At 40.3% G+C, this 24,274-nt stretch carries 23 protein-coding genes, 1 tRNA gene and 1 pseudogene; 10 read left to right on the top strand and 15 right to left on the bottom strand.

The genetic code is table 11. The annotated features are described in order from the left end of the window. Positions 1-7 precede the first annotated feature (7 nt). The 5 genes and pseudogenes from AR328_RS04500 to rpoN all read right to left on the bottom strand — a co-directional run bounded on the left by AR328_RS04500 (position 8) and on the right by rpoN (position 5,410). Positions 8-1,192 (bottom strand): phosphoglycerate kinase, encoded by a 1,185-nt coding sequence (locus AR328_RS04500; RefSeq protein WP_066290707.1) that lies wholly within the window; start codon positions 1,190-1,192, stop codon positions 8-10. A gap of 414 nt (positions 1,193-1,606) precedes the next feature. After that, a complete protein-coding gene (gene gap / locus AR328_RS04490) occupies positions 1,607-2,614 on the bottom strand; it encodes a type I glyceraldehyde-3-phosphate dehydrogenase (RefSeq protein WP_066290698.1) in 1,008 nt (335 codons plus the stop codon). Between the two features lie 24 nt (positions 2,615-2,638). Continuing rightward, on the bottom strand, positions 2,639-3,670 hold the full coding sequence (locus AR328_RS04485) for a sugar-binding transcriptional regulator (RefSeq protein ID WP_066291905.1): 1,032 nt from the start codon (positions 3,668-3,670) through the stop codon (positions 2,639-2,641). A gap of 168 nt (positions 3,671-3,838) precedes the next feature. Then, positions 3,839-4,036: pseudogene (locus tag AR328_RS23260) on the bottom strand (glutaredoxin family protein); the annotation flags it as partial. A 36-nt stretch (positions 4,037-4,072) separates the two neighbouring features. Further along, positions 4,073-5,410: an RNA polymerase factor sigma-54 gene (gene rpoN / locus AR328_RS04480; RefSeq protein ID WP_066290692.1), complete on the bottom strand. Its 1,338-nt coding sequence runs from the start codon at positions 5,408-5,410 to the stop codon at positions 4,073-4,075. A gap of 497 nt (positions 5,411-5,907) precedes the next feature. Between rpoN and AR328_RS04475 the strand changes: the two genes are divergently transcribed. Then, on the top strand, positions 5,908-7,521 hold the full coding sequence (locus tag AR328_RS04475; protein ID WP_066290689.1) for an L-lactate permease: 1,614 nt from the start codon (positions 5,908-5,910) through the stop codon (positions 7,519-7,521). A 16-nt stretch (positions 7,522-7,537) separates the two neighbouring features. Continuing rightward, complete coding sequence (locus tag AR328_RS04470) at positions 7,538-7,780, top strand: hypothetical protein (RefSeq protein WP_066290686.1); 243 nt, start codon at positions 7,538-7,540, stop codon at positions 7,778-7,780. A gap of 177 nt (positions 7,781-7,957) precedes the next feature. Here the strand turns inward: AR328_RS04470 and AR328_RS04465 are convergent. Continuing rightward, positions 7,958-8,029, bottom strand: a tRNA-Arg gene (locus AR328_RS04465). 3 nt (positions 8,030-8,032) lie between these two features. Here AR328_RS04465 and AR328_RS04460 point away from each other — a divergent pair. Next, positions 8,033-8,308, top strand: coding sequence for a hypothetical protein (locus AR328_RS04460; protein ID WP_082677123.1), 276 nt, complete (start codon positions 8,033-8,035; stop codon positions 8,306-8,308). A gap of 39 nt (positions 8,309-8,347) precedes the next feature. After that, positions 8,348-8,947, top strand: coding sequence for an ATP-dependent Clp endopeptidase proteolytic subunit ClpP (clpP, locus tag AR328_RS04455; protein ID WP_066290679.1), 600 nt, complete (start codon positions 8,348-8,350; stop codon positions 8,945-8,947). A 417-nt stretch (positions 8,948-9,364) separates the two neighbouring features. On the opposite strand, the gene AR328_RS04450 is transcribed toward clpP, so the two are convergent. From AR328_RS04450 to AR328_RS04420, 7 genes are all read right to left on the bottom strand, one after another. Beyond that, positions 9,365-9,622: an HPr family phosphocarrier protein gene (locus tag AR328_RS04450; RefSeq protein ID WP_066290676.1), complete on the bottom strand. Its 258-nt coding sequence runs from the start codon at positions 9,620-9,622 to the stop codon at positions 9,365-9,367. Positions 9,623-9,652: 30 nt separating this feature from the next. Continuing rightward, complete coding sequence (gene whiA, locus AR328_RS04445; protein WP_066290671.1) at positions 9,653-10,594, bottom strand: DNA-binding protein WhiA; 942 nt, start codon at positions 10,592-10,594, stop codon at positions 9,653-9,655. 53 nt (positions 10,595-10,647) lie between these two features. Further along, complete coding sequence (locus tag AR328_RS04440; protein ID WP_066290667.1) at positions 10,648-11,631, bottom strand: gluconeogenesis factor YvcK family protein; 984 nt, start codon at positions 11,629-11,631, stop codon at positions 10,648-10,650. Then, entirely contained in the window at positions 11,628-12,521 is an 894-nt protein-coding gene (gene rapZ / locus AR328_RS04435) for an RNase adapter RapZ (protein ID WP_066290663.1), read from the bottom strand. Before rapZ ends, AR328_RS04440 begins: the two co-directional genes overlap by 4 nt. A gap of 27 nt (positions 12,522-12,548) precedes the next feature. Continuing rightward, positions 12,549-13,007, bottom strand: a complete 459-nt coding sequence (locus AR328_RS04430) for an 8-oxo-dGTP diphosphatase (RefSeq protein WP_066291902.1) — start codon at positions 13,005-13,007, stop codon at positions 12,549-12,551. Between the two features lie 476 nt (positions 13,008-13,483). Further along, on the bottom strand, positions 13,484-14,434 hold the full coding sequence (gene trxB / locus AR328_RS04425) for a thioredoxin-disulfide reductase (RefSeq protein ID WP_066290656.1): 951 nt from the start codon (positions 14,432-14,434) through the stop codon (positions 13,484-13,486). A 115-nt stretch (positions 14,435-14,549) separates the two neighbouring features. After that, positions 14,550-16,052: a tetratricopeptide repeat protein gene (locus AR328_RS04420; protein WP_066290653.1), complete on the bottom strand. Its 1,503-nt coding sequence runs from the start codon at positions 16,050-16,052 to the stop codon at positions 14,550-14,552. A 237-nt stretch (positions 16,053-16,289) separates the two neighbouring features. Here AR328_RS04420 and AR328_RS04415 point away from each other — a divergent pair, with 237 nt between their 5' ends. From AR328_RS04415 to AR328_RS04390, 6 genes are read left to right on the top strand one after another with little or no spacing between them, the layout of a single operon-like run. Beyond that, complete coding sequence (locus AR328_RS04415) at positions 16,290-17,279, top strand: beta-ketoacyl-ACP synthase III (protein ID WP_066290650.1); 990 nt, start codon at positions 16,290-16,292, stop codon at positions 17,277-17,279. Further along, positions 17,269-18,390, top strand: a complete 1,122-nt coding sequence (locus AR328_RS04410; protein WP_066290647.1) for an ATP-grasp domain-containing protein — start codon at positions 17,269-17,271, stop codon at positions 18,388-18,390. The genes AR328_RS04415 and AR328_RS04410 overlap by 11 nt, the downstream gene beginning before the upstream one ends. Beyond that, a complete protein-coding gene (locus tag AR328_RS04405) occupies positions 18,387-19,379 on the top strand; it encodes an NAD-dependent epimerase/dehydratase family protein (protein ID WP_066290645.1) in 993 nt (330 codons plus the stop codon). Before AR328_RS04410 ends, AR328_RS04405 begins: the two co-directional genes overlap by 4 nt. Further along, on the top strand, positions 19,369-20,220 hold the full coding sequence (locus AR328_RS04400; protein WP_066290642.1) for an MBL fold metallo-hydrolase: 852 nt from the start codon (positions 19,369-19,371) through the stop codon (positions 20,218-20,220). The genes AR328_RS04405 and AR328_RS04400 overlap by 11 nt, the downstream gene beginning before the upstream one ends. Continuing rightward, complete coding sequence (locus AR328_RS04395; protein ID WP_066290633.1) at positions 20,213-21,535, top strand: F390 synthetase-related protein; 1,323 nt, start codon at positions 20,213-20,215, stop codon at positions 21,533-21,535. Before AR328_RS04400 ends, AR328_RS04395 begins: the two co-directional genes overlap by 8 nt. Positions 21,536-21,537: 2 nt before the next feature. After that, a complete protein-coding gene (locus AR328_RS04390; RefSeq protein WP_066290628.1) occupies positions 21,538-22,683 on the top strand; it encodes a hypothetical protein in 1,146 nt (381 codons plus the stop codon). 58 nt (positions 22,684-22,741) lie between these two features. On the opposite strand, the gene AR328_RS04385 is transcribed toward AR328_RS04390, so the two are convergent. Together AR328_RS04385 and AR328_RS04380 are read right to left on the bottom strand one after the other, a co-directional pair. Beyond that, positions 22,742-23,215, bottom strand: a complete 474-nt coding sequence (locus AR328_RS04385) for a DinB family protein (RefSeq protein WP_156422653.1) — start codon at positions 23,213-23,215, stop codon at positions 22,742-22,744. Between the two features lie 586 nt (positions 23,216-23,801). After that, positions 23,802-24,203 carry a hypothetical protein gene (locus AR328_RS04380; RefSeq protein ID WP_066290621.1) on the bottom strand — a complete coding sequence of 134 codons (402 nt, stop codon included), beginning with the start codon at positions 24,201-24,203 and terminating at the stop codon, positions 23,802-23,804. Between the last annotated feature and the right edge of the window lie 71 nt (positions 24,204-24,274).

The following is a 24,274-nucleotide window of genomic DNA, read 5'->3' as shown; positions in this document are numbered from 1 at the left end:
CATCCTTTTATTTATCATTTAAAGCAACAACACCTGGCAAAGCTTTGCCTTCCATAAACTCTAGAGACGCCCCGCCGCCAGTTGAAATATGGCTCATGCGGTCAGCAAGGAAGAACTTTTCAACCGCAGCTGCTGAATCTCCGCCGCCGATTACAGAATATGTTTCATTTGCTTCCGCTAAAGTTTCCCCCACTGTTCTTGTGCCGTTAGCAAATTTAGACCATTCAAACACACCCATTGGTCCATTCCAAATGACTAGCTTAGAGCCATGAATGACATCGCTGTATAGATCGGCTGTCTTTGGACCGATATCAAGCGCCATCCATCCTTCTGGAATCTCATCGATTTCTACCGTTTTAGCATTTGCATTTTGTGAAAATTCATCAGCTACAACCGCATCAATTGGCATATAAAAATTAACGCCCTTTTCTTCTGCCTTTTGCATGAAGGATTTGGCTAACTCAATTTTATCCTCTTCTAATAAAGAGTTGCCGATTTCATGTCCTTGTGCTTTAACAAAAGTAAAAGCCAATCCACCGCCAATAATTAAATTATCCACTTTATCAAGCAGGTTTTCGATCACATCAATTTTATCCTTTACTTTCGCGCCGCCGATAATGGCAGTGAAAGGACGTTCAGGGTTGGATAAAGCTTTTCCTAGAACATTCAGTTCTTTTTCCATTAATAGTCCTGAAACAGCAGGCAGATAATGGGCAATTCCTTCAGTTGAAGCATGAGCGCGGTGGGCAGCGCCAAACGCGTCATTGACGTAGATATCTGCTAATTCTGCAAATGCTTTTGCCAGCTCCGAATCATTTTTTTCTTCACCAGGATAGAAACGGACGTTTTCTAGAAGAAGCACATCTCCTTCTTCCATGCTGTTTATCATTTCTTTTACCGTATCTCCATAAGCTTCATCCGCTTTTTTCACTTCTTTGCCTAAAAGCTCCGCTAAGCGGCCAGCAACTGAAGTCAGGCGTAATTCCTCGACAACTTGACCTTTCGGGCGCCCAAGATGGCTAGCTAAAATGACTTTAGCTCCTTGGCCCATTAAGTATTTAATCGTTGGAATGGCTGCGCGGATTCGAGTCTCGTCTGTTACTTTGCCATCCGCCATCGGTACATTAAAGTCGACACGGCAAAAAACCCGTTTTCCTTTTAACTCCACATCTTTTACACTCTTTTTGTTCATAAAAAAGAAACCTCCTATTAGCAAAGCTAGTCTATAAAGGTAAAACTTATTATGTATTAAAAAAACTGCCTATAAAAAAGAAGAGTGGTTTTATGCCCATCTCCTCTTTTCCCTCTATCATTATAGTCGTTTGCCGTTTTAAATTCCAATATGTTTAGTTCATTTTGAAGAATTAAAATCAAGTGGAAGTTTCTTGTCTTTTTCGGACAGATTTTCAGGTTCTGAGCAAATCCAGTCCAAAAAGTTCTCTTTTCTGGACAGGTTATCGGGTTCCGGGCCTTTCCTGTCCAAATAACCTTTTTTCTGGACAGGTTTTCAGATTCCGGGTCTTTCCTGTCCAAATAACCTACTTTTCTGGACAGGTTTCCAGATTCCGCGCTTTTCCTGTCCAAATAACCGAAAAATATCGCTTCTTTAGATTCCCTTTTGTGCAATATAATCAACGAGGTCAACCACTCGGTGGGAATATCCCGTTTCGTTATCGTACCAAGAAATGACCTTAATCATGTTCCCCTCTAACACCATCGTTGAAAGAGCATCAATTGTAGATGAGCTCGGATCTCCATTATAATCTCTAGAAACGAGAGGAAGTTCGCTATAGCTTAAGATCCCCTTTAGTTCCCCTTCAGAAGCTGCCTTAAATGCGGCATTTACTTCTTCAGCTGTTACTTCTTTTTCAAGCTCAGCTACTAAATCAACTAAGGATACGTTAGGAGTCGGAACGCGTACGGCGCCGCCATTTAGTTTGCCCTTTAATTCTGGGAGCACTAGTGAAACAGCTTTTGCAGCTCCAGTCGTTGTTGGAATCATGCTTTCAGCTGCTGCGCGGGCACGGCGATAGTCCTTATGCGGGAGATCAAGAATTTGCTGATCATTTGTATAGGAGTGAATCGTTGTCATCATCCCGCGTTTAATGCCGAATTTGTCATTTAAGACTTTCGCGAACGGAGCAAGGCAGTTTGTTGTACAAGAAGCATTTGAAATGACATGGTGATTAGCAGGATCATATTTATCATGGTTTACGCCCATGACAATCGTAATGTCCTCATTGGATGCAGGTGCAGAAATAATCACTTTTTTCGCACCAGCTTCTAAATGCTTTGCCGCGTCCTCGCGTTTTGTAAAGCGTCCAGTGGATTCAACAACCACTTCAACGCCAAGGTCTCCCCAGCCTAGGTTTGCCGGATCCCGTTCTGCAATCACCTTTACCTTATGTCCGCCTACAATTAAGTATTCTCCATCCACGGCTACTTCTTCGTTTAATGTTCCATGAACAGAATCATATTTTAAAAGATGTGCCAGCATATTCGCGTCTGTTAAATCATTGACTGCCACAATTTCAACATTTGGATTGTTTAAGGCTGCACGAAATACAACACGGCCTATTCTTCCGAAACCATTAATGCCAACTTTTACTGTCATGATAATTCCTCCCAAATTTGTTTTTTATATATTTAAATTCTTTATTAACTCATTTGCTGCCCCTTCATCTGTGATCAGAACGGTAGATGATGGCGCTTGTTTCAAATAGGAGGCAATTGCTTTTGCCTTGGAAGGCCCTCCTGCCACAGCAAGGATATGGGGTATATGGGCTAAGTCCTGAAGCTGAAGTCCAATCGTCTGTACCTTATGAACGACCTGGCCGGCTTCATTAAAATAATAGCCAAATGCCTCTCCTACAGCCTTTTCTTTAACGATTGAATCCATGTCATTTTCACTTGTTTTTCGGCGCTCTGCCATTACCATAGCGTCTCCAATTCCATGTAAAACCATGCTGGCCGACTTAATTAATCCCAAGACCTCTTTTAATTCCGGCTCTCTCATCATGGTGCTGTACATCTCTTGGCTGACCTGGTCTGGAACATAGAGAACTCTATGGCTGGAATTCGTTCGGTCTGCCATTGCAGCACAAATCGTATTGGCTTGATTTTTTACATCCTCACCGATTCCGCCTCTTGCTGGCACGAATAGCAATTCAAACTCAGTGAAATCTGGCGTTAACCGATCAGCGACTGCCGCCATTGTCGATCCACCGGTAACCGCGACGGAATCTTTTCGTTTAAGGGTTGATTTCATATAATCAGCTGCGGCTCTGCCAAGCTCACTTTTTACCCATGGGGATTGTTCGCTGTCACCTGGCACAATGATGATTTTTTGAATGCCGAGCGTTGTTTGAAGCTTAACCTCCAAAGCCTGAATACCTGTTATATCCCTCATCACTTCTCTAAGCTGATTGAGGAGGTCTTTGCCATCCGACGTTAAACTCATCCCGGCACTAGTAATCACTAGCAGACTCTGGCCTTTCAAAAATTCAACCTCACTTCTTAGCACTCTTTCGGTCAGGTTAAGGCTAACTGCTAAACTCCTTCTTCCTACTGGCTCCATTAAGCCGATATAATGGAGGATTTGATACCTCTTTTGCATAATGGCCAGTAAATCAGGTAATAATCTTTTTTGAATATCGATGATTGAGTTCATTTTTTTGCCCCTTTTACTTCTTATGGACATTATATGTCCCGCGTAGTCATATCGTGTCCCACTGGGGATAAAAAAAATCACCCCTGCTCTTATTTTTATTTTAGCAGGGGCAACTGAATAGTTCAACTTTTTAGTTTTTTTTTTATCTTGAAGCCCTTCTTCTATCGTCCATTTATCAATTTGTCCGTATTGAACCTCAGTTCCATCAATTTCAACAACAGGGATCATTAGTCCATATTTTTCAGTCAGATCATCACTTAAATCAATATCCATCTCTTTATAATGGAAATCCCATTCTTCCTTCAATTCCATAATAATCGACTTCGCTTTATCACATAAAGGACAGCGATTTCGTGTATATAGCACTAGAGTACGTCTGTTCACCGCGCTTCTCCTTTTTCATCAATCATATCGTTTTCGCTTTGAGGATGACGGGATTCCCAGCTGGTCCCGGTACTTCGCTATCGTTCTTCTTGATACAACCATGCCTTCCTGATCCTTCAACAGCTGCACTAATTCTTGATCAGACAAAGGCTTTTGTTTATTTTCGCCATCAATGAGCTTGCTTATAATTGTTTTTACTTGTTTAGACGATGTATTTTCGTCAGAAGTCGTTTTAATCGTGCTCGAGAAAAAAGATCGTAATTCTAACGTACCAAAAGGCGTTTGGGCATATTTTTCCCTTACAGCCCGGCTCACTGTTGATTCATGAATATCAAGCTCATCCGCAATTTCCTTCATGATCATCGGCTTTAAATAGGCAGGGCCTTTAATGAAAAATTCCTGCTGCTTCTCGACAATCTTCAAGGAAACCTTTGTTAATGTTTCTTTTCTCTGCTCTATGCTCCTCATAATCCAGAAATAATCCTGTTGGTTATCCTGTAAAAAGCGTTTAACCTGTTTATCTTTATTGGATGAAAACCTTTTAAAATAGTCATTATTAAAGCTAATTTTCGGCAAAGCTTCATCAAAGACACTGACAGAAAAGGATTCTCCATCCCAATCAATGATCACATCCGGAACAATATAGGCAGACTTCTCATGCTGAAAGGAAGACGCCGGCCTTGGATTTAATGTTTGGATGAAATCAAAGACTTCTTGAATCTCTGACATCTTTACCCCAAGTTCTTTGGAGATGTCTCTCCACTTTTTATCCGCAAAACTATTAAAATACTTTTCTATTATTTCTTCAGCCAAATCATTTCTTTGCTGCTTCCTCTTTAATTGCAAAAGAATGCATTCCTGCAGATTCCGTGCGCCGATCCCAGCCGGCTCTACTCCATGCAAAAGGTGAATAGCTTTCTCAATTTCTTCATCTGAAATCCGAAAACGGGCTGCTACCTCACTCATTTCCACTCGCAAGTAACCGTTTTCATCCAAGCACTCAATAAGATAATCAAAAACCTTTTCCCCGTTTGCAATCGAATGAACAAGCTTAAAGTCAAGCTGAGACTTAATATGTTCATCTAAATAAGGTTCTATTTTTCCAATCTGTTCAATCCAATGTTGTTTATCTTTTTCTACTTTTTTCTTTGCAGGCTTTGCTCTGTCAAAGCGGGGGTCCATCGCTTGAACGTTCCCTGTTTCAATTTGCAATAAAGGATTTTCCAATGCTTTATTCTCCAGAAATTCAGAAAGCTCCTGCGTATTATACTGCAACAAGGCAATTGCCTGAGTCAGCTCTTGAGTCATTGTTAACTTTAATGTTTGCTGCTGCCATAACCCAGCTTGTAACTTCATCTCACAACCCCCCCTTACCATTCTACAATAAGGAAGACGAATGGTGAATGGGAATATACTGGCTAAAGAAGGGGTTTTTCCTAAAAAAATACTAGCCTAATGAGCTAAACCTTGCTGTGTCTTGAATTTTTAATATTTTCTGAACGAATTTTTTTAGGTTAATAAATTTATTTTTTTAAAGTTCATAAAAAGTTCATCATTCATACATCGTGTTATTCAGTACCTTCATAATAAATTCATTTTTGTACATATTAAAGGTATTCATTTGAAAAACGCCCATTTTATACGAGTTTCTAGGCAGGTAGTCAAAAATATTCCAAAAGGTTTCCAAACATTTTATTACACATTTTTCAATCTTTGACAGCTATTATTTCATGATATTTTCCTTTTCAACAAAGTGCACATTAAACCCTTGGCTTTTTATGCACTATGGCTGTTGAAGGGAAAATAAGAAAAATATATATTTGTGATGGCGTAATGAAGGAGGAATTAGGAGTATGGAACTGCCTGTAAATATTTTGATGTGGCTAATGGCTTCAATCCCAATTATCATACTTATTTTACTAATGGTGAAGTTCAATTGGGGAGCTGCCGAGGCTGCACCTATTGGGCTATTGGCTGCATTTATTATTTCCATCGTTTTTTATAAATCAGATCTACAGCTATTAGGATTGGAAAGTGCAAAAGGGATATGGACTTCGTTAACGGTCATCATCATTATTTTGCCTGCCATTCTTATTTATGAAGTCACTAATGAAGCGAAAGCATTCGATTCTATTCGGAATGGATTAAAAAAATTCACGTCTAATGAACTGCTTCAAATCATGGCAATCGGTTGGGTGTTCGCCAGTTTTTTACAAGGAATCACTGGCTTCGGTGTACCAATTGCCGTTTGTGCTCCTTTATTAGTTGGACTTGGCGTAAGACCCCTATGGGCTGTAGTCATTGCTTTATTAGGACAGGCATGGGGTAATACATTTGGAACATTAGCTGTAGCTTGGGATGCATTAGTTTCCCAAACAGGTATTCAAGGCGGAACGGTCATCGAAGCCGCTGTCTGGGCTTCCTTATTTATTTGGATTATTAATATAGCTACTGGCATCACCATTAGCTGGGTGTATGGGCGCTTTGCGGCTGTTAAAAAAGGATTGCCAGCCGTAATCATTATTTCCTTGATTCAAGGCGGAGGAGAAACCATTTTAGCACAAATGAATCCTGCCTTAGCAGCCTTTATTCCGTCATTGCTGTCATTGGTTGCTATCTTATTTATTGGCAAGCTGAAAATGTACAGGGAACCATGGAGTATTAAAGATAGTAAACTTATGGTTCGTCAGGAAGGGAACAACAAGAAAGAAGAAAAAGTCTCTAAAGATCCGCTTACCATGAATCAAGCATTTTTCCCTTTTTATGTATTAACAGCGATTACACTGATAATTTTGCTTATTGGGCCTTTAAAGACCTTTTTGAATCAGTGGCATTTAGGTTTAAGCTATCCGGAAACAACGACCGGTTATGGTGTGGTGAATCATAGTTATGATTTATTTTCGCCTGTCATGCCATTAACGAATTCCGGGTTATTTTTGCTTCTAGCTGCTATCATCGGTTTTGTCTATTTTAAGAGCCAAGGCAGAATTGAAAAAGGCGGAGGAACCCGGGCCATTAGGAGAACCATTGAAAAAACAGTTCCTTCTACGATCGCAGTCATCGCATTGATTATTATGTCTAAAATCATGGGCGGAACTGGACAAACTACAGAACTTGCGATGGGAACAGCCGGAGTTATGGGACAGACTTATGTATTCCTGGCACCAGCCATTGGCCTTCTTGGGTCATTTATGACGAGCAGTAATATGTCCTCTAATATTTTATTTGGCGGATTCCAGCAAGCGACTTCCTCGCTTTTACATTTAAATGAAGCGGCCATATTAGGGGCTCATACTGCAGGCGGTGCGATGGGATCTGTTTTATCACCAAGCAAGATCATTCTTGGTACAACAACAGCAGGAATACTTGGTCAAGAGGGGCTCGTCCTGAAAAGGATTTTGCCTATTGCGATTGGTGTTGCTCTTTTGATAGGGATCATACTTACGATTACGACACTGTTTATTTAAGAAGGAGTTAGGTAAAATGAGAGGTTTTTTTGCAACTAAGGTAGGTCTTCAAACAATCGCATTTATTGTTACAATTGTTTCCTTTCCTTTTCTCTATGTGGGAGGCACCCAAGGAAACTCTGGTCTATTGAACATTGGAATCGTCTTAATGCTTTTCGGCATGCTGGCAGCACCAGCCATCACATTCTTACATGGAAAAAAGGCAGCAAAAAAAGATGGCTATAAAGGAGTTCAGAAGCTCGAAACTAGAGAGGAGTAGGCTTCTAGGAGAATAAAGATAGATTTTGCGCTCGCTGTATGGGGGGGTAATTCCTCATAATAGTGGGCGTTTTTATTTTTTAATGTGGAGTGTTTGGCAGCCTGAAATTTTTGAAACAAAAAAAGTTCCTGTGTTTGTATAAAACTCATACAAACATAAGAACTCATCTAATTATGACGCCCTCGGCAGGAATCGAACCCACATCTTAAGAACCGGAATCTCACGTGCTATCCGTTGCACCACGAGGGCATATTGAAAAATAGTAGGGCACAGCGGGGATTGAATGGACCCGATTTATGGTGCACCTTTTTTTATGCTACGATTACATATTATACGATATTTTTCGGAGCTTGGCAAGCTGTTCTTTGTTTAAAAAATGGTGAAGCGGGTATGATGGATACGAGGGAATTTACCCGAGCAAACGGTGTCGAACGATTAGTTTCGCTAATGAAAGTGAATTGTTTGACCTTTATTGACCATCAGTGTATCATAATATTACATAAAGAAAAACATCTTTTGTCTATATGACTTTGAATGTTTACCTTACTTTTAAGGAGGAATTTAAAGATGAACTTAATCCCTACAGTTATTGAACAAACAAACAGGGGAGAGCGTGCGTATGATATCTACTCCCGTCTTCTAAAGGACCGCATTATTATGCTTGGAAGCGCGATTGATGATCATGTGTCGAACTCGATTGTTGCTCAATTGCTATTCCTAGAAGCAGAAAACCCTGAGAAGGATATTACCTTGTATATTAACAGTCCAGGCGGAAGCATTACATCTGGAATGGCCATTTATGATACAATGCAGTACATTAAAGCTGACGTATCAACAGTATGTATCGGCATGGCCGCTTCTATGGGTGCATTCTTGCTTGCTGCAGGTGAAAAAGGCAAGCGCTATGTTCTTCCGAATAGTGAAGTTATGATTCACCAGCCACTTGGAGGCGCACAAGGTCAGGCGACTGAAATTGAAATTGCTGCAAAACGCATTTTATTCTTGCGTGATAAGCTAAACACGATTCTTGCTGAACGCACAGGCCAGTCGCTAGAAGTGATTGCTCGTGATACAGACCGCGACAACTTCATGACTGCTGAAAGAGCTCTTGAGTACGGTCTTGTGGACAAAATTATTACTCGCCTAGATGAGAAAAAAGATAAGTAAGAACATAAAATAACTCGCTAATTAATGAAAATTACAAGGCAAATGGGGTGAGAAATCGCAGAGATTTTCTCACGCCATTTTTTATTGCTTATCAATAGTTTATGGCAAATCGTTAAAAAGTCTCATTTGTAAAAAAATAGACGGAGATTTTCCGTTTAAATTGAGAAATACCGATATTTTCTTAAAAATAAGAGGAGATTTTCCGCTTATCTTATCCAATTCTTTAGATTTTGCCTTATTTTGAGCAGTTAGTCGGAATTTCTCCGCTTATATTGCTTCTTAATTACCCATTATTAACAATAGACGGAAATTCTCCGCTTATAATTTTAATAAAATAAAAAGCACGGCAAATCCCTTGACGAATTACCATGCTGTAAGTTTTTAGAACCCGCTCCTATTAGTGCGAGTTGTTTTTTATTAATGCTCCTGCTGAATATATTCGGCAAGCTCTTCAATCGCTTGGGCTTCATCTTTGCCATCGACAATCAATGTAATGACAGTGCCTGAGCCAACCGCTAGGCTCATTAAGCCCATGATGCTTTTCGCATTTACTTTCTTACCGTCCTTTTCAAGGAAAACATCTGATGAAAACCGGTTTGCTTCCTGTACAAAGAGCGCTGCAGGCCTTGCCTGTAATCCTGTTTTCAATCTTACTTCAACCTGTTTTTCTACCATTTCTCTTCTTCCTCCCCTACGGAATCTTCATTAAATCGATTCTCCTGCTCTCAATTTATCTGCTATCTCATCTATTTTTCTTAATCGGTGATTGATGCCTGACTTGCTGATTGCGCCGCCAGAAACCATTTCGCCGAGTTCTTTTAATGTGACATCTTGATACGCCACACGCAGCTCGGCAATTTCTCTTAATTTATCCGGTAAAATGTGAAGACCGACTGTTTGGTCAATAAATCGGATATTTTCCACCTGTCTTAAAGCAGCACCGATCGTTTTGTTTAAGTTCGCTGTTTCACAATTTACAAGACGATTAACCGAATTGCGCATATCCCGCACAATTCGTATATCTTCAAATCTAAGCAGAGCATTGTGAGCCCCGATGACTCCTAAAAAGTCTGTAATCTTTTCAGCTTCCTTTAAGTATGTGATAAATCCTTTTTTCCTTTCTAGTGTTTTACTATTTAGGCCAAAAGTATTCATCAATTCACAAAGAGAATCATTATGTTCCTTATAAAGTGAAAAAATTTCAAGGTGGTAGGACGATGTTTCCGGATTATTCACCGACCCCCCTGCTAAAAAGGCTCCTCGCAAATAAGACCGCTTACAACATTTCTTTTTAATTAGCTCTTCAGAAATATTATTTGTAAAAACAAATCCTTCGCTAAGGATCTTTAACTCATCCAGAATCTCGCTTGCTTGTTCAGACAATCGGACGATGTACACATTATTCTTCTTCAGTCTCATTTTCTTACGGACAAGCAGCTCGACTTGGACATGAAAGTTCTTCTTAATCAATATATAGATTCTTCTTGCAATCGCTGCATTTTCAGTTTGAATATCGACAATTAACTTTCTGTTAGAAAAGGAAAGGGATCCGTTCATTCGAATAAGTGCGGATAATTCAGCCTTCCCACAGCAATCCTTTACTTCGAGATTCGTTAATTCCTTTTTCGTTTCTGAAGCGAAAGACAACTCCTTCACCCCTATTCTTAGAAAAGCGCAAGAGGCGCTGACCACTAATAATATTATTTTTTAAGATGTTTTTCTTTTTCATCTATTAGAATTGAGTATAGCATGGATGCCACCTCTTTTGTATCATGACGAATAGCGCCGTCCTTCAGGCTGACAATTTCCCCTGGAATCACTTCCAGTCCTAATTCATGGAGTCTATCTATATCAAAGACGACCGGCTGAGACTTTTCTTCATTATAACGCTCTCGGACCTTGGAAGGGATATCCTCGTTATTCACAAGAATCGTGTTAATGAAAGCACAGCTCATATGATCATATATTGCCTGAACATGATCAGCAGCAGAATAGTTATACGTCTCTCCCGCCTGTGTCATTAAATTGCATATATATACCTTTTTCGCTTTTGCACGGCAAACCTCTGCTCCAAGCTTAGGAACGAGAAGATTCGGCAAAATACTAGTATATAAACTGCCTGGACCAATAATGATTAAATCCGCTTTCCTAATAGCTGAGATTGTTTCAGGAAGAGGTTTAATATGTTTAGGTGTAAGAAATACCTTTTTGATTTTTTTCCCAGAGTATGGGATTTTGGATTCGCCAGAAACAACAGTCCCATCTTCCATTTCAGCATGTAAGACGACACTCTGATTCGCAGCTGGCAATACCTTGCCCCTCACATTTAACACTTTGCTCATTTCCTGAATGGCATGAACAAAGTTCCCAGTAATGGAAGTCATAGCTGCCAAAATTAAATTCCCGAGAGAATGTCCCGATAATTCATTTGACGTTGTGAAACGATGCTGAAACATCTCCTCAATTAGCGGCTCTACATCAGATAGTGCGGCTAATACGTTTCGAATATCACCTGGAGGAGGAATATGCAAGTCGTTTCTAAGCCGTCCAGAGCTGCCTCCATCATCGGCAACTGTCACAATAGCAGTGATATCAACGGGATACTGCTTTAATCCCCTCAACAGAACAGGTAACCCAGTTCCCCCGCCAATGATGACGACTCTCGGCTGTCGGTTCGTCTTCATTTTTCATTTTCCTTTCTACTCTGAATATCACGGTGCGTAATTCGCGTATGATAATCATCTTTGAAGTAGTTGGAAATGTACTCAGCTAACGCTACAGAACGGTGCTGTCCGCCTGTACATCCTATCGCAATAACGAGCTGAGCCTTCCCTTCTCTTTTATAATGAGGAAGCATAAAGCTCAACAGCTCTGTAAGCTTCTCAAGGAATTTAGTCGTTTCCGTCCATTTATGAACATAGTTATATACTTCTTCGTCAAGCCCCGTTTTCGGGCGCATATGGTCAATATAATGGGGATTTGGCAAAAATCGAACATCAAAAACAAGATCAGCATCAATCGGAATTCCATGTTTAAAGCCAAATGACATGACATTAACCGTGAACATCGTTGTTTTATTCATAGTGAACTCTGTTAGAATTTTTTCACGAAGCTCCCTTGGCTTTAACTGAGTCGTATTATAAATAGTTTGCGCTCTCCCTTTTAACTCTTCCAATAAATTGCGTTCAAGCTTAATTCCTTCTAGAGGCAATCCCGAAGGAGCAAGAGGGTGACGTCTACGAGTTTCTTTATACCTACGCACCAATGTCGAATCATCCGCATCCAAAAAAAGAATTTGCGGGGTTACCCATGAGGTTTCAGAAAGATCATCGAGTGCTTTAAACAGGTGATCAAAAAATTCACGCCCTCGTAAATCCATGACTAACGCTACCTTATTCATTTTATTCCCAGAATCCTTCATTAGTTCAAGAAATTTTGGCAGCAGTGTTGGAGGCAGATTGTCAACACAGAAAAAACCAAGATCCTCAAAGCTTTGGATGGCCACCGTTTTTCCTGCACCCGACATTCCGGTAATTATCACAATTTGAGTTTCATTCACAGCACCCGTACTCATTCTATTTTCCCCCTGACACGTTCTAACTTAGCTTGGATCTAATCGATAGCTTATAAGCTCAAAATCTGGTGTATAGGTGAAAGTCCCGTAAATAATGCCTTTTCCATGAATCATATATTCAAGAATATGGTAGTCACCTGCAGCCATGGGCAGGTTCTTAATTTCCTCAAACGGATGCCAAAGAATTTTTCCCTCTTCAGACTCATCCACATTCAATCCATCTGCTTCCGTTGCCAAAAAGGTAAACATCATCCATTCAGAAAGAACCCGGTCTCCTTCTTTCATAATAAAGGTGAAAATTCCCTTTATATTCGGGTTGCGTAAATAAATGCCTGTTTCCTCTCTATATTCACGAATGCAGGAGTCCCGAACCGATTCCCCCGGCTCCATCTTGCCGCCGGGCGCTACCCACCAGCCACGTCTTGGTTTTTGCAATAACAGCACTTGATTATCCTTAATTAACACACAGTTGGTGACTCGCTGCATCATTCTTCACCTCATTTTTTCCGTTCTGACTTCCTTAAGTAATTTTCATTAGCATATGTCACTTCATTATACTATTTTTGTTATACGGTAACAATGAATTGAAAGTTTCAACATATGGAAGAAAACATTTTTAATACAAAAAAAAAGAGCACAGACGAATCTGTGCTAAAAAGGGTTATATCTTTAAAAGGGGGTCAATTTCTATTTCTATAATAACTGATTTTTATTTCACTACTGTTACAGGAAAATTAAAACAGAGTTACTTTTTGTTAAGGTTTTCCTTTGAGTGATGGGGGTGAGATTTAGGAAGAGTTCCTAAAGCCTTGTTTATGTAGCACTCATAGTGCGGGTTTTCTTCGGACATGGTGAAAAACGAGCTCCATGAACAGCTCAAAGCACGTCACAAACTTCTATCTGATTTTTAAAATACCACGAAAAAACCGCCCCCAGATCCTATCCAGAGGCGGTTGAAGAATTTATGCTTGTATCTTTAATTTTTCCCTTAGTTCTTCCACATAGTGCTGAACACTTTGTGCGGCAATGCTGCCGTCTCCTGTTGCGGTGACGATTTGACGGAGCTGTTTTTCACGGATATCGCCCGCTGCGAAAATGCCTGGAACCTTTGTTTCCATGTTCTCGTTCGTTTCGATATATCCGTTTTCGTTTGTAATGCCAAGATTTTCGAAAGGCTTGGATAGTGGAAGCATACCAACGTATACAAACACGCCATCTGCTTTGTATTCTTGCTCTTCGCCTGTTTTCGTTGACACAAGAGTAAGGCTTCCTACCTTGCCGTCCTTCTCGTTAATTTCCTTAACTGTATGACTCCAGATAAATTCAATTTTATCATTGTCGAAGGCACGTTTCTGTAAAATGGCTTGTGCGCGAAGCTCATCACGGCGATGGATAATCGTTACCTTTGTAGCAAAGCGAGTTAAGTAGACGCCTTCCTCAACCGCTGAATCTCCGCCACCGATGACGACAAGCTCTTTCCCTTTAAAGAAAGCACCGTCACAAACCGCACAATATGACACGCCGCGGCCGCCTAATTCCTTTTCGCCCGGGGCACCCAGCTTCTTATACTCGGCACCTGTTGTAATAATTACAGCGCGGGCTTTGTATTGCTTAGAGCCTGCCACAACAGTTTTGAACTCTTCCCCATCGATAATTTCCTTAATATCGCCATATGCGTATTCTGCGCCAAACTTTTTAGCGTGCTCAAACATTTTTGTTGATAAGTCTGGACCAAGAATATGATCAAAGCCCGGATAGTTTTCAACCTCTTCTGTGTTTGCCATTTGCCCGCCTGGAATACCGCGTTCAATCATCAGAGTGGACAGGCTTCCCCTAGATGTATATACAGCCGCGGTCATCCCAGCCGGACCCGCTCCGATTATGATAACGTCATAAATTTTTTCTTCAGACATAATGTTTCACTCCTTCAATAAAATAGCCACTTCGACATATTTTCGGCTAGATCAATTTAGACATATTTTTATTATGACCAACTACATCCATCCTATAAAAATTAGGAGAATATGTCTAAAAATCTGCTCGTGAAGAAGAAGTTGTTTTTAGAAGCTTCACATACTTGCCCAAAGTGGAGGCTGAGATCCCATACTTTTCAGCTATGTGCTGCTGAGATCCTTTTCCTTCTCTCGTTTTGATCCAAGTATATTCAACAGCGGCTGCCCAAGCTGCCTCATTTTTTATGGGCTGATTTTGATTAACGGCTTCAACAAAAACGGTAAACCACATTAGAAATAATCCTGCTTCAACCGTGCCAATCGGGTGGTAATTCTTATATAATAACGCGGCAACATCATGAACGGGGGTTGATTTTCCTCCCTTACGGATAAAGGATATATATTCCCGCTCCAAATGGGAGAATTTAAAGTTTTGATTCATTTCCTTTGAAGTCAGCAGCTGTTCTTTTCCATCTGACATGGCCGTTAAGAACAGGGCAAATAGGCGTTCTTCAATATGTTCACTTTCTAACCTTTTAAGAATGGACGCCTGATGATTTTCAAATCCGCTGTTTTTCCCCTTTTCATCATTCCAAGGCTCGAAACCAGCTTTATCTGGATTTAATTCAACTGCTTTTTCCCAAGCTGATTTGGCGACTTGGTCTCTTCCGGTAAAATGGGCAGCATAAGAAAGCCAATAATAAAAAGCCCCATCTCCATCAAAGCCTTTTTTCTGAAGCCTTCTAAGCCAAGAAAAAGCGGATTCGTACTCACCAATTAATGCTAGTGTTGCCCCAAGCTTAAACTGGTGCTCAATGGATAATGGATTAATTTTTTTCAGGACCTCTTTAAGTGCCTTTACTGCCTTATAATCCCGCTCATAAAAGGCAAAAACAAGCTTGTTGCATAAAGCATGCAGATTCCCTGGATTTTCTTTAAAAACCTTGTCTAGAATATCAGCAGCCTTTTGGATTTCTCCGAGATAAAAATACGCAAGGGCCAAATTGTTATAGGCCGACCAATATTCGGGATATTCATCTATGACAGAGTTCAGAATTTCAACCGCTTTCGGAAAATGACCAGACTCCAACAGTTCTCTGGCTTCCTCCTGTTTCGTAATGAGATCATCCTGTTCGTAAAGCTTCTCATCCATATCTTCCGCTTCCATCGTCAGCAATTCGAGAAGATCAATCGTTTCCTCGGCAAATTCTCCATCCTCATCTAAATCCATATATAAATTCGCATGGTGATAAGCGTCCTTGAAGTAGCCTAGATGAGCATAGTTATTGGCAAGAAAATAATGGCATTCCACCATATCTGCATCCAGCTCTTCGATAATTTCCAGAAAAAGCTTGTTCGCCTGCTGGTACTCACCTAATTCCGAACAAATAACAGCTAATTGGCAGACAATCATGGGCTCAGAGGGCTCTAGCTGCACCGCGCGCTGTAAATATTTTTTTGCTTTATAAAGATCCCTTTTGTGGTAAGCCTTTAAGCCTTTTGCAAAATAATACTCACCTGTCGGGTTAAATAATAGTAATTTTCCTGTTGTTTGTCTTGCTTTAGAGTCTTTGCTCATGAAATCCTCCACCTTCTTATTAACTCAAGTAGTATATCATAGAAACAAGCTGTTGGAGAAGGGATTGGAGAATATTAACTATTCCGAAAGCACAATGGGTACAGCTCGATTAACATTCGCATACAAATAGCATAGTGTAAATTTTTAAAAAACATTTTTTGTCAATTTTTAAGTAATTTCTAATTGTTTCTGTTATTTTATTTTTATAAGAATCATCTAAACATGAGGTGTGACATCATGAAACGAAAGGTAAAGATACAGGGAATCGGGGCTTATTTGCCGAAACGGTTAGTAACAGCTTCAGAAATTGATCAAATGATTGGAGCGAAGGATGGCTGGTCGGAAAATAAGTCTGGGGTGAAGCAGCGGCATTTTGTTGAAGATGAAACGGCTTCGTTTATGGGAGCGGAAGCAGCTAAGCTTGCTTTACAGGACGCAGGGTTATCTTTTTCCGAAATTGATTGCATTGTTAGCGGCAGCGGAACGATGGAGCAGGCTATTCCGAGCAATGCTTCTTTAATTCAAGAGCAGCTTGGCTTACAGCATTCTGGAATCCCTTGCTTTGATGTGAACTCAACATGTCTGAGCTTTGTGACGGCTCTAGATATGATTAGTTATGTTATGGATGCAGGCAGATATGAACATGTTCTTTTAATATCCAGTGAAATTTCCTCAGTCGGGATTAACTGGAAACAGGACGAGAGCAGTATTTTATTCGGGGACGGGGCCGTTGCAGCCGTTTTGTCTAGAACGGACGGTCCTTCTGGCATTCTCGCCTCCCATATGGAAACCTATAGTGCTGGAGCGCATTTATCGGAAATTCGCGGTGGGGGTACGAAAATCCATCCGCGAGAGCATCGTGAGGAAACAAAGGAAGACTTCCTATTTTATATGGATGGCCGCGCGATTTTCAAAATGTCATCTAAGCTTATACCTAGCTTTATTGAAAAATTATTTGGGCAAACCGATTTGCTGATGGAGGATATTGATTTGGTTATTCCCCATCAGGCAAGTGCAGCTGCCATGAAAATTATTAGAAGGAAATTAAATGTCCCTGAAAGCAGGTTCATGTCGATTATCGAAAACTATGGAAATATGATTGCTGCCTCCATTCCGATGGCTTTATATGAAGCTATTAAACAAGGAAAAATAAAACGGGGCAATCGCTTGCTGTTATTAGGTACGTCAGCGGGTCTTTCTATTGGAGGAATCATCCTTGAGTATTAAGGTTTTAGTAACGGGTGCACGCGCCCCTGTTACGTTGCATTTATGCAGGATTCTGAAGGAGAGCGGACATGAGGTGTATGCGGCTGATAGCGTCCCATATGCTTTAACGAAATCTTCCGCATCCATTCAGGAATACTTTCTCTATCCTTCTCCAAAGTTTCGGACGGAGGATTTTGTTGTGGAGCTAGCGGAATTTATTCAAGTGAATAAAATTGACCTTCTCATTCCGACATGTGAGGAAAGCTTTTTTATTTCAAAATATAAGGATGCATTTTCTCCTTACTGCGAGGTTTTTGTAGGCGATTTTGCAAATATGCTGCTGCTTCATAATAAGTTTGATTTTATTGAGTATGTCGAGGGGCTTGGGTTTAAGACGCCTGAAACGGTAAAATGCTCCTCTGCGAAGGTTCCAGACGGTGAAATTGTAATAAAAAAAGTATTTTCACGTTTTTCAGACCATGTTGTTTTTCTTCATAAAAATGAATATGATCCCTCTCTTTTTGACTCCTTATGGATTGCGCAGGAAAAAATAGATGGGGTGCCATATTGCTCGTATGGCATTGCACGGGATGGGAAATTGCTTGCCCATTCTGTCTATCAAACTACTTTTACAGCTGGGATTGGCGCAACGATTGCTTTCAGCTATTCCGAGCGGAAGGATATTGAGCATTTTGTTAGAACGGTTGTGGCGGATTTGAGGTTTACGGGGCAGATTTCCTTTGATTTTATTGTGAATCGGGAGGATGTTGCGATTCCGATTGAATGTAATCCTCGTGCGACGAGCGGTCTGCATTTGTTTGATTATCTGGCTGCGGGGTGTTTTTTTCCAGACGCTGAAATCACCTTGTATCCGGATCAGGAAACGAGGATGGCTATCAGCCTCGCTTTGATGGCTTATGGGTTTGATAATTGGAAGCGGGGCCGAGGGTTTATGCGTTGGCTTAAGACGTTATTTTCTTATCGGGATATTACATGGAGTTTGCGGGATTTTAAGCCGTTTTTTTATCAATTCTATAGCATGTACGCACTTTGGCAGGAAAGCAGAAAGAATGGCACAACGATGATCCAGCAATCTACATTAGATATTAGTTGGGATGAGGAAGATAAATGAAGATTTTAGTAACGGGCGGAACTGGTTTTCTTGGGCAGAAGCTAGCTTTGCGTCTGCATAAAATGGGCTATGATGTCACTGCAATTGGGAGAAATCAAGCAATTGGCAAGCAGCTGAACAAGCAGGGGGTTCGGTTTATTTCCTGTTCCTTGGAGGACGAAGAGAGCGTTCTCGACTTATGTCACGGACAGGATTATGTTATTCATAGCGGCGCCCTTTCCTCACCATGGGGAAAATATGATGATTTCTATAACTCTAATGTTATCGGCACAAAGAATATAATCGAAGGCTGCAGGCAAGCAAATGTGAAGCGGCTTATTCATGTGTCTACACCAAGCCTGTACTTTCATTATGATGAAAGATTAGATGTGAAAGAATCGGATCAGCTGCCTGAAACATTCGTCAATCACTACGCCAAAACGAAATACTTGGCGGAGCGGGAAATTGATCAGGCTTTTCGGGACGGGCTTCCGGTCGTGACGATCCGTCCTCGAGCCATATTCGGGCCAGGTGACAACGCGATTCTGCCTCGTTTAATAAAAGTTTGTGAAAAAGGCATGTTTCCGAAAATTGGCGATGGCTCAGTTGAAGTGGACATCACCTATGTTGAAAATGTCGTGGATGCCTTAATCCTGTGCATGAATTCAGGGGAGCATACACTAGGTCAAAAATATAATATAACGAATGGCGTTCGTGTGAATCTGTACAAGATGATTGAAGAAGTGATGGGGCAGCTTGGGAAAACCTATTCCTATAAAGATATTTCGTTTAATAAGGCGTTTTTCATTGCAAAGGTCCTCGAGCATGTGTCGTCCATTTTTCTTGGCGGAAAGGAGCCGATTCTTACCCGCTATACAGTGAGTGTCCTTTCCAAATCACAAACATTAAACATTGAAAAAGCGAAGAAGGAGCTCGGCTATGAACCTCGAGTCAGTATCGAGGAAGGGATTCAGCATTTTGTAGATTGGTGGAAGAAAAATGAGCATTAAGATGTTAAAGCTATACGAATGCGGCTATTGTACACATCCTGAAAAAATTGTGAACCCGAACAAGGGATTTCAAGCGATTGCCTTTCCCGCGATTGTTGGGCTGCTGGAGCATTCAACACACGGTTATATTTTATTTGATACAGGGTATGCTTCCCGCTTTTTCGAGTCAACAAAAAGATTTCCTTACTCGGTTTATGCGAAGCTAACACCGGTTTATTTTTCCGAGGAGCAATCGATTAAAAATCAATTACTGGAGGACGGAATTTCACCTGACGATATCAGCACCATCCTTATTTCGCATTTTCATGGAGACCATACGGCTGGGCTGAAGGACTTTCCTCAGGCAAAGGTATATACATTCGAATCAGCTTACGAGGATATTCGCCATAACAGTAAATTCAAGGCGCTTACAAAGGGCTGCTTGCTTGAATTACTGCCAGCGGATCTAAATGAAAGGCTGACTTTTATTGACCGTGCAGCACAGATTGATTTAGACGAAAGCTTTGGGGAATTTGAGAAAGGGTACGCTGTGTTTGATGATGATTCGGTTGTCGCGGTTGATTTAACAGGGCATGCAGTCGGGCAATTCGGCATTTTCATTGAGCTTATGAGCGGAAAACGCGTTTTTCTATGTGCGGATGCGGTATGGGTAAGCGAGGCTTTTGAGCAGCTCATTTATCCGCATAAAATCGCTGACTTGCTTATTGCAGATAAGCAGCAATATGTTAGGAATATTCAAATGCTGCATCATTTATCAAAGGTTCAGCCGGAGATAGATATTTTGCCAACTCATTGCTCGATTACTTGGGAAAAGGCGAAGAGGGGTTTTATTTATGAATAAAATATCCATCTTAAAACAGTATATTACGACTAAATTTGGGAGGAATTTTTCTTCCCGCGAAGAGCTTGAAACTTATCAGAATAGGAAAATAAAAAAGCATTTGGAATTTGTGCTTGAATCCTCCCCTTTTTACCGGGAGTTTTATAAAGGATACGAGGATGAATTGAAATACAATCATTGGGACCAGCTGCCGATGATAGACAAGTCCATCATGATGGAGAACTTTGATTCCATTAATACGGTCGGGATCAAAAAAGAAGAAGCCCTTCATGTTGCTTTTGAAGCGGAGAATTCAAGGGATTTTTCACCGAAGATTGGGGATATCTCCGTTGGCCTCTCATCGGGGACAAGCGGGAATCGAGGGATTTTTCTCATATCAGACCGGGAGAGTGCACTTTGGGCCGGGACGATTTTGGCAAAGGTATTGCCAGGGAGTATTTTAAGAAAGCATCAGATTGCTTTCTTTTTAAGGGCAAATAATAATCTTTATACTTCAACCCAAAATGGCCGGATCGCTTTTCACTTTTTCGATTTATTGGATGATTTCGAGGAGCATATCCGGAAATTAAAGGCGGTTCAGCCGACCATTGTGATTGGTCCACCCTCTATTTTACGAAAAGTGGCAGATTGGCAAGCAAATGGGGACATTCAGATTCAGCCTAGAAAAATTGTTTCTGTAGCTGAGGTTTTGGAGGATATTGATAAAACATACATAGAAGCGGTTTTTCTGCAAACTCTGCATCATGTGTACCAATGCACAGAAGGGTTCTTGGCGGCTAGTTGTTCGCATGGCACCTTGCATATTAATGAAGATCTGGTTGTTATTGAAAAGGAATATTTAGATGACGGGGTTTTTGTTCCGATTATTACCGATTTTAGCCGAACGACCCAGCCGATTATCCGCTATCGTTTGAATGACATTCTCGTTGAGAAGAAAACACCTTGTCCATGCGGTTCGCACTTTCTTGCTTTAGAAAGGATTGACGGGCGCTGCGATGATATTTTCTACGGGAAACAGGCTGACAGCGGCGAGCTTTCTTCTCTTTTTCCGGATTTTATTAGAAGGGCGATTATGTTTTCCTCTGAAGATATTTTGGAATATAAGGTCATTCAAAAAGGCTTGGAGGAACTGGAGGTTAAGGTGAAGGTTTGCAGGAATGAGAGTGTTGTTAGGGAGAATATTATTCGCGAGCTGGCTAAGCTATGGGAGGAAAAGAAACTTTTGGCACCAAAGATTCATTTTACACCCTATGATATTCTTCCGTCTGATAAAAAATTAAAGCGGATTGAAAATCAAATGAAAGGCAGTATTTGAACATGATCCATCTTCATGACAAAACGACGTTGGTTCAAATTGATTGGGCAAGCAAAAAGGACGGCGCCTATGTCCGTGATTATTTTTCCCCAATTCTTCGTGATGGAGTAGAAAAGTATATTACAAATGTTCGTGCAGACGTGTATCTATTGGAAATCGATAATCTTGTTATGCCTTTGACGGTGAATGACAAAGAATTTGAAAATTCATATGTTTGCTCCCCTTATACGCACTATATTTCTTATGCGAAGGAGGAGCTGTGGGAATTAAAAAAGCCGCGATTGGAAAAGCTCCTTTCGAAAGGCATTGATTTCATTGGGTTTATTTTTCGGCAGACTGCGATTAATAAAATTGTATCGGTAAATAATTGGTTTCTATCGACTAATCTTTATTTTCCATTAAGCGCTGGGCAAATTGAGCGGATTACGAAGTTTTTGACTAGGCAATTTCCTGAGCATTCCATTCAATTCCGCTCGGTTGTTAAGGAACTCTATCCTGAAATGTTTGCTGGGTTTGAGAAAAATTCGTATAAGCGAATTATGTCGCGTTCCGTATATTTACTGCATCCTGACCGATTTAAAGAGTTAAGCAAGAAACGGATAAGGGATTTTTTCCGGGATCAAGCTTTGCTGGAGAAAAGTTCTTATCAGGTCGTTGAGGGCTCGGATGTAAATGAAGACTTGATTCATGTGATAAAAAGCCATTATGAGCAGCTTTATATCAAAAAGTATTCAGAGCATAATCCGCAATTTACGTGGCACTTTTTTAAAAACGCACTGGACTATCAATTAATGTATTTTAAACTGCTAAAGAATCAAGATTCCTATGATGGAGCAATTGGTTATTTTCATCGGAATGGTGTCCTGACTACTCCGATTTTTGGCTATGAAATAGAGAAAGGACAGATGAATGGACTGTATCGTCTGTTGTCTTATTTAATAACTGATGAAGTTCTTGAAAAGGATTTTATTGGCCATTACAGTGCGGGTGCCGGCAATTTCAAAAGAAACCGCGGGGCTTTTCAGGCGATCGAATATACTTTTTTCTATAATAAGCACTTGTCTTTGCGTTCGAGATTCGTATGGGGATTTTTGAAGCGGTTAATGGATCAAGTTGTCGAACCGATGGCGCGGAGAATGAGGTTTTAAGGAAGCACCTTACAATGAGGAGCAGAAATCCATCCGCTCCTCATCCATTTTTCAACATCTAATCTAGTTTAAAGTACAATTTCCTCCCAATAAAATTCGCCTGGACAGGAACTAAATTTAACTCCCTTGACCAAACAGATAGTTGACCAATATGGTGAATTTCGTGGGCGACAACATGGTGTAAAATTTCATCAGCTGTATACTTGTCTTGGTCCCATGGAACACTCACAAGATCATCCTTATCATGGTCTATATTTGTATTTATAAAATCTCTTATTTCAATTCGCAGTTGATCGGAGAGAAATTTAATCTTCTCAAGGGTATCATAATCATTGGACCCGAATACGATATCTTCTTTTCCTTGAATCCCTCGAATCCAGCTATATTCCACATCAATAACGTGAAAAAGAGTATTTAAAATACTTCCTGCACCCCCAACACGTTTTTTATTTAACTCCTCTGGTGAAAGCTGCTCACACCATTGAAACCATTCATCTCTTATCTGCCAATTGTACTCAAAGAATTTCCTTATTTTAAACACCTCGATAAATTTCCCCATTCACTTATAGGGATTAGCTTTTAAGTCGTAAATTCCTCTTTTTAAATGTAATTCTTTTCAGCATAAATGCCCCATTGCGCAAAATCAGCACTTTTAAGTAATTTTCTTTTCAAACTTTCTAAACGACAAAAACGTTCCCCCATAAATTAAGGAAACGCCATTCTGCACAATATATTTATCTTGATTAGTTCATTTATTTTTCTATGGTGAGCGTTTTGAAGTGAGTTTATGTCAAACTAGCGTTATGAACTCTTCATAGTTAGCGATTTGAGGTGAGTCTTTGTCAAACGAGCGTTATGAACTCTTCATAGTAAGCATTTTGATGGGAGTCTTTGTCAAACGCTTACTATGAACACTTCATAGTAAGCGTTTTGATGTGAGTTTATGTCAAACAAGCACTATGAACATTTCATAGTTAGCGTTTTGAGGTGAGTCTTTGTCAAACGAGCACTATGAACACTTCATAGTTAGCGTTTTGAGGTGAGTCTTTGTCAAACAAGCACTATGGACACTTCATAGTGCTCGTTTTGATGTGAGTTTGTTTTAAACGAGCGCTATTTTAATCTTCCTTAATAGAAGGTTTTGGTTTTCTCTCTAATATTCTCATAAAGTTTTTTCTATAATAAAACAACAAATAACCGAGGGCAATGGATAGCATGATTGCCAAAAGAAGCAACGAATGGTCTATGAATAAATGAAGCAAGAAAATGTTAGCAACAATTGGCGATAATATGGCAATCGCCAATGGAACGAACTGATTGGTCAAGAGTAAAATTCCGCATAAAATCTCTAAAGTTTTTTCCGTAATTAATAGATATTTAAATTCGAATAATGCCATAGCTTCGGGGCTTGTTGGTGCAAATGGGTCGAATCCAAAGATAACTACATAACCATTTAGACCAGCCCCCAAGAAAACAACACCTAAAAATAACCTGCTTACTTGCATAAGGATTTTTTTCAATTTGCGCACCTCCTAGTAGATTGTATTCAAATAAAAACAATGTAATCTTTAAAATAAGACACTAGTTAATA

Origin of the sequence: Bacillus sp. FJAT-29937 (assembly GCF_001509555.1) — a bacterium.
In the GTDB taxonomy this organism is placed as follows: Bacteria; Bacillota; Bacilli; order Bacillales; family Cytobacillaceae; genus Cytobacillus.
The sequence above is the reverse complement of the archived record's forward strand: the minus strand, read 5'-3'. Positions and strand labels throughout refer to the sequence as shown.

What these genes read in the sequence shown, in the direction of transcription:
- AR328_RS04500 (WP_066290707.1), bottom strand. Translation starts at nt 1,192, where the DNA reads ATGAACAAAAAGAGTGTAAAAGATGTGGAGTTAAAAGGAAAACGGGTT.
- gap (WP_066290698.1), bottom strand. Translation starts at nt 2,614, where the DNA reads ATGACAGTAAAAGTTGGCATTAATGGTTTCGGAAGAATAGGCCGTGTT.
- AR328_RS04485 (WP_066291905.1), bottom strand. Translation starts at nt 3,670, where the DNA reads ATGAACTCAATCATCGATATTCAAAAAAGATTATTACCTGATTTACTG.
- rpoN (WP_066290692.1), bottom strand. Translation starts at nt 5,410, where the DNA reads ATGAAGTTACAAGCTGGGTTATGGCAGCAGCAAACATTAAAGTTAACA.
- AR328_RS04475 (WP_066290689.1), top strand. Translation starts at nt 5,908, where the DNA reads ATGGAACTGCCTGTAAATATTTTGATGTGGCTAATGGCTTCAATCCCA.
- AR328_RS04470 (WP_066290686.1), top strand. Translation starts at nt 7,538, where the DNA reads ATGAGAGGTTTTTTTGCAACTAAGGTAGGTCTTCAAACAATCGCATTT.
- clpP (WP_066290679.1), top strand. Translation starts at nt 8,348, where the DNA reads ATGAACTTAATCCCTACAGTTATTGAACAAACAAACAGGGGAGAGCGT.
- AR328_RS04450 (WP_066290676.1), bottom strand. Translation starts at nt 9,622, where the DNA reads ATGGTAGAAAAACAGGTTGAAGTAAGATTGAAAACAGGATTACAGGCA.
- AR328_RS04440 (WP_066290667.1), bottom strand. Translation starts at nt 11,631, where the DNA reads ATGAAGACGAACCGACAGCCGAGAGTCGTCATCATTGGCGGGGGAACT.
- rapZ (WP_066290663.1), bottom strand. Translation starts at nt 12,521, where the DNA reads ATGAGTACGGGTGCTGTGAATGAAACTCAAATTGTGATAATTACCGGA.
- AR328_RS04430 (WP_066291902.1), bottom strand. Translation starts at nt 13,007, where the DNA reads ATGCAGCGAGTCACCAACTGTGTGTTAATTAAGGATAATCAAGTGCTG.
- trxB (WP_066290656.1), bottom strand. Translation starts at nt 14,434, where the DNA reads ATGTCTGAAGAAAAAATTTATGACGTTATCATAATCGGAGCGGGTCCG.
- AR328_RS04420 (WP_066290653.1), bottom strand. Translation starts at nt 16,052, where the DNA reads ATGAGCAAAGACTCTAAAGCAAGACAAACAACAGGAAAATTACTATTA.
- AR328_RS04415 (WP_066290650.1), top strand. Translation starts at nt 16,290, where the DNA reads ATGAAACGAAAGGTAAAGATACAGGGAATCGGGGCTTATTTGCCGAAA.
- AR328_RS04405 (WP_066290645.1), top strand. Translation starts at nt 18,387, where the DNA reads ATGAAGATTTTAGTAACGGGCGGAACTGGTTTTCTTGGGCAGAAGCTA.
- AR328_RS04400 (WP_066290642.1), top strand. Translation starts at nt 19,369, where the DNA reads ATGAGCATTAAGATGTTAAAGCTATACGAATGCGGCTATTGTACACAT.
- AR328_RS04395 (WP_066290633.1), top strand. Translation starts at nt 20,213, where the DNA reads ATGAATAAAATATCCATCTTAAAACAGTATATTACGACTAAATTTGGG.
- AR328_RS04390 (WP_066290628.1), top strand. Translation starts at nt 21,538, where the DNA reads ATGATCCATCTTCATGACAAAACGACGTTGGTTCAAATTGATTGGGCA.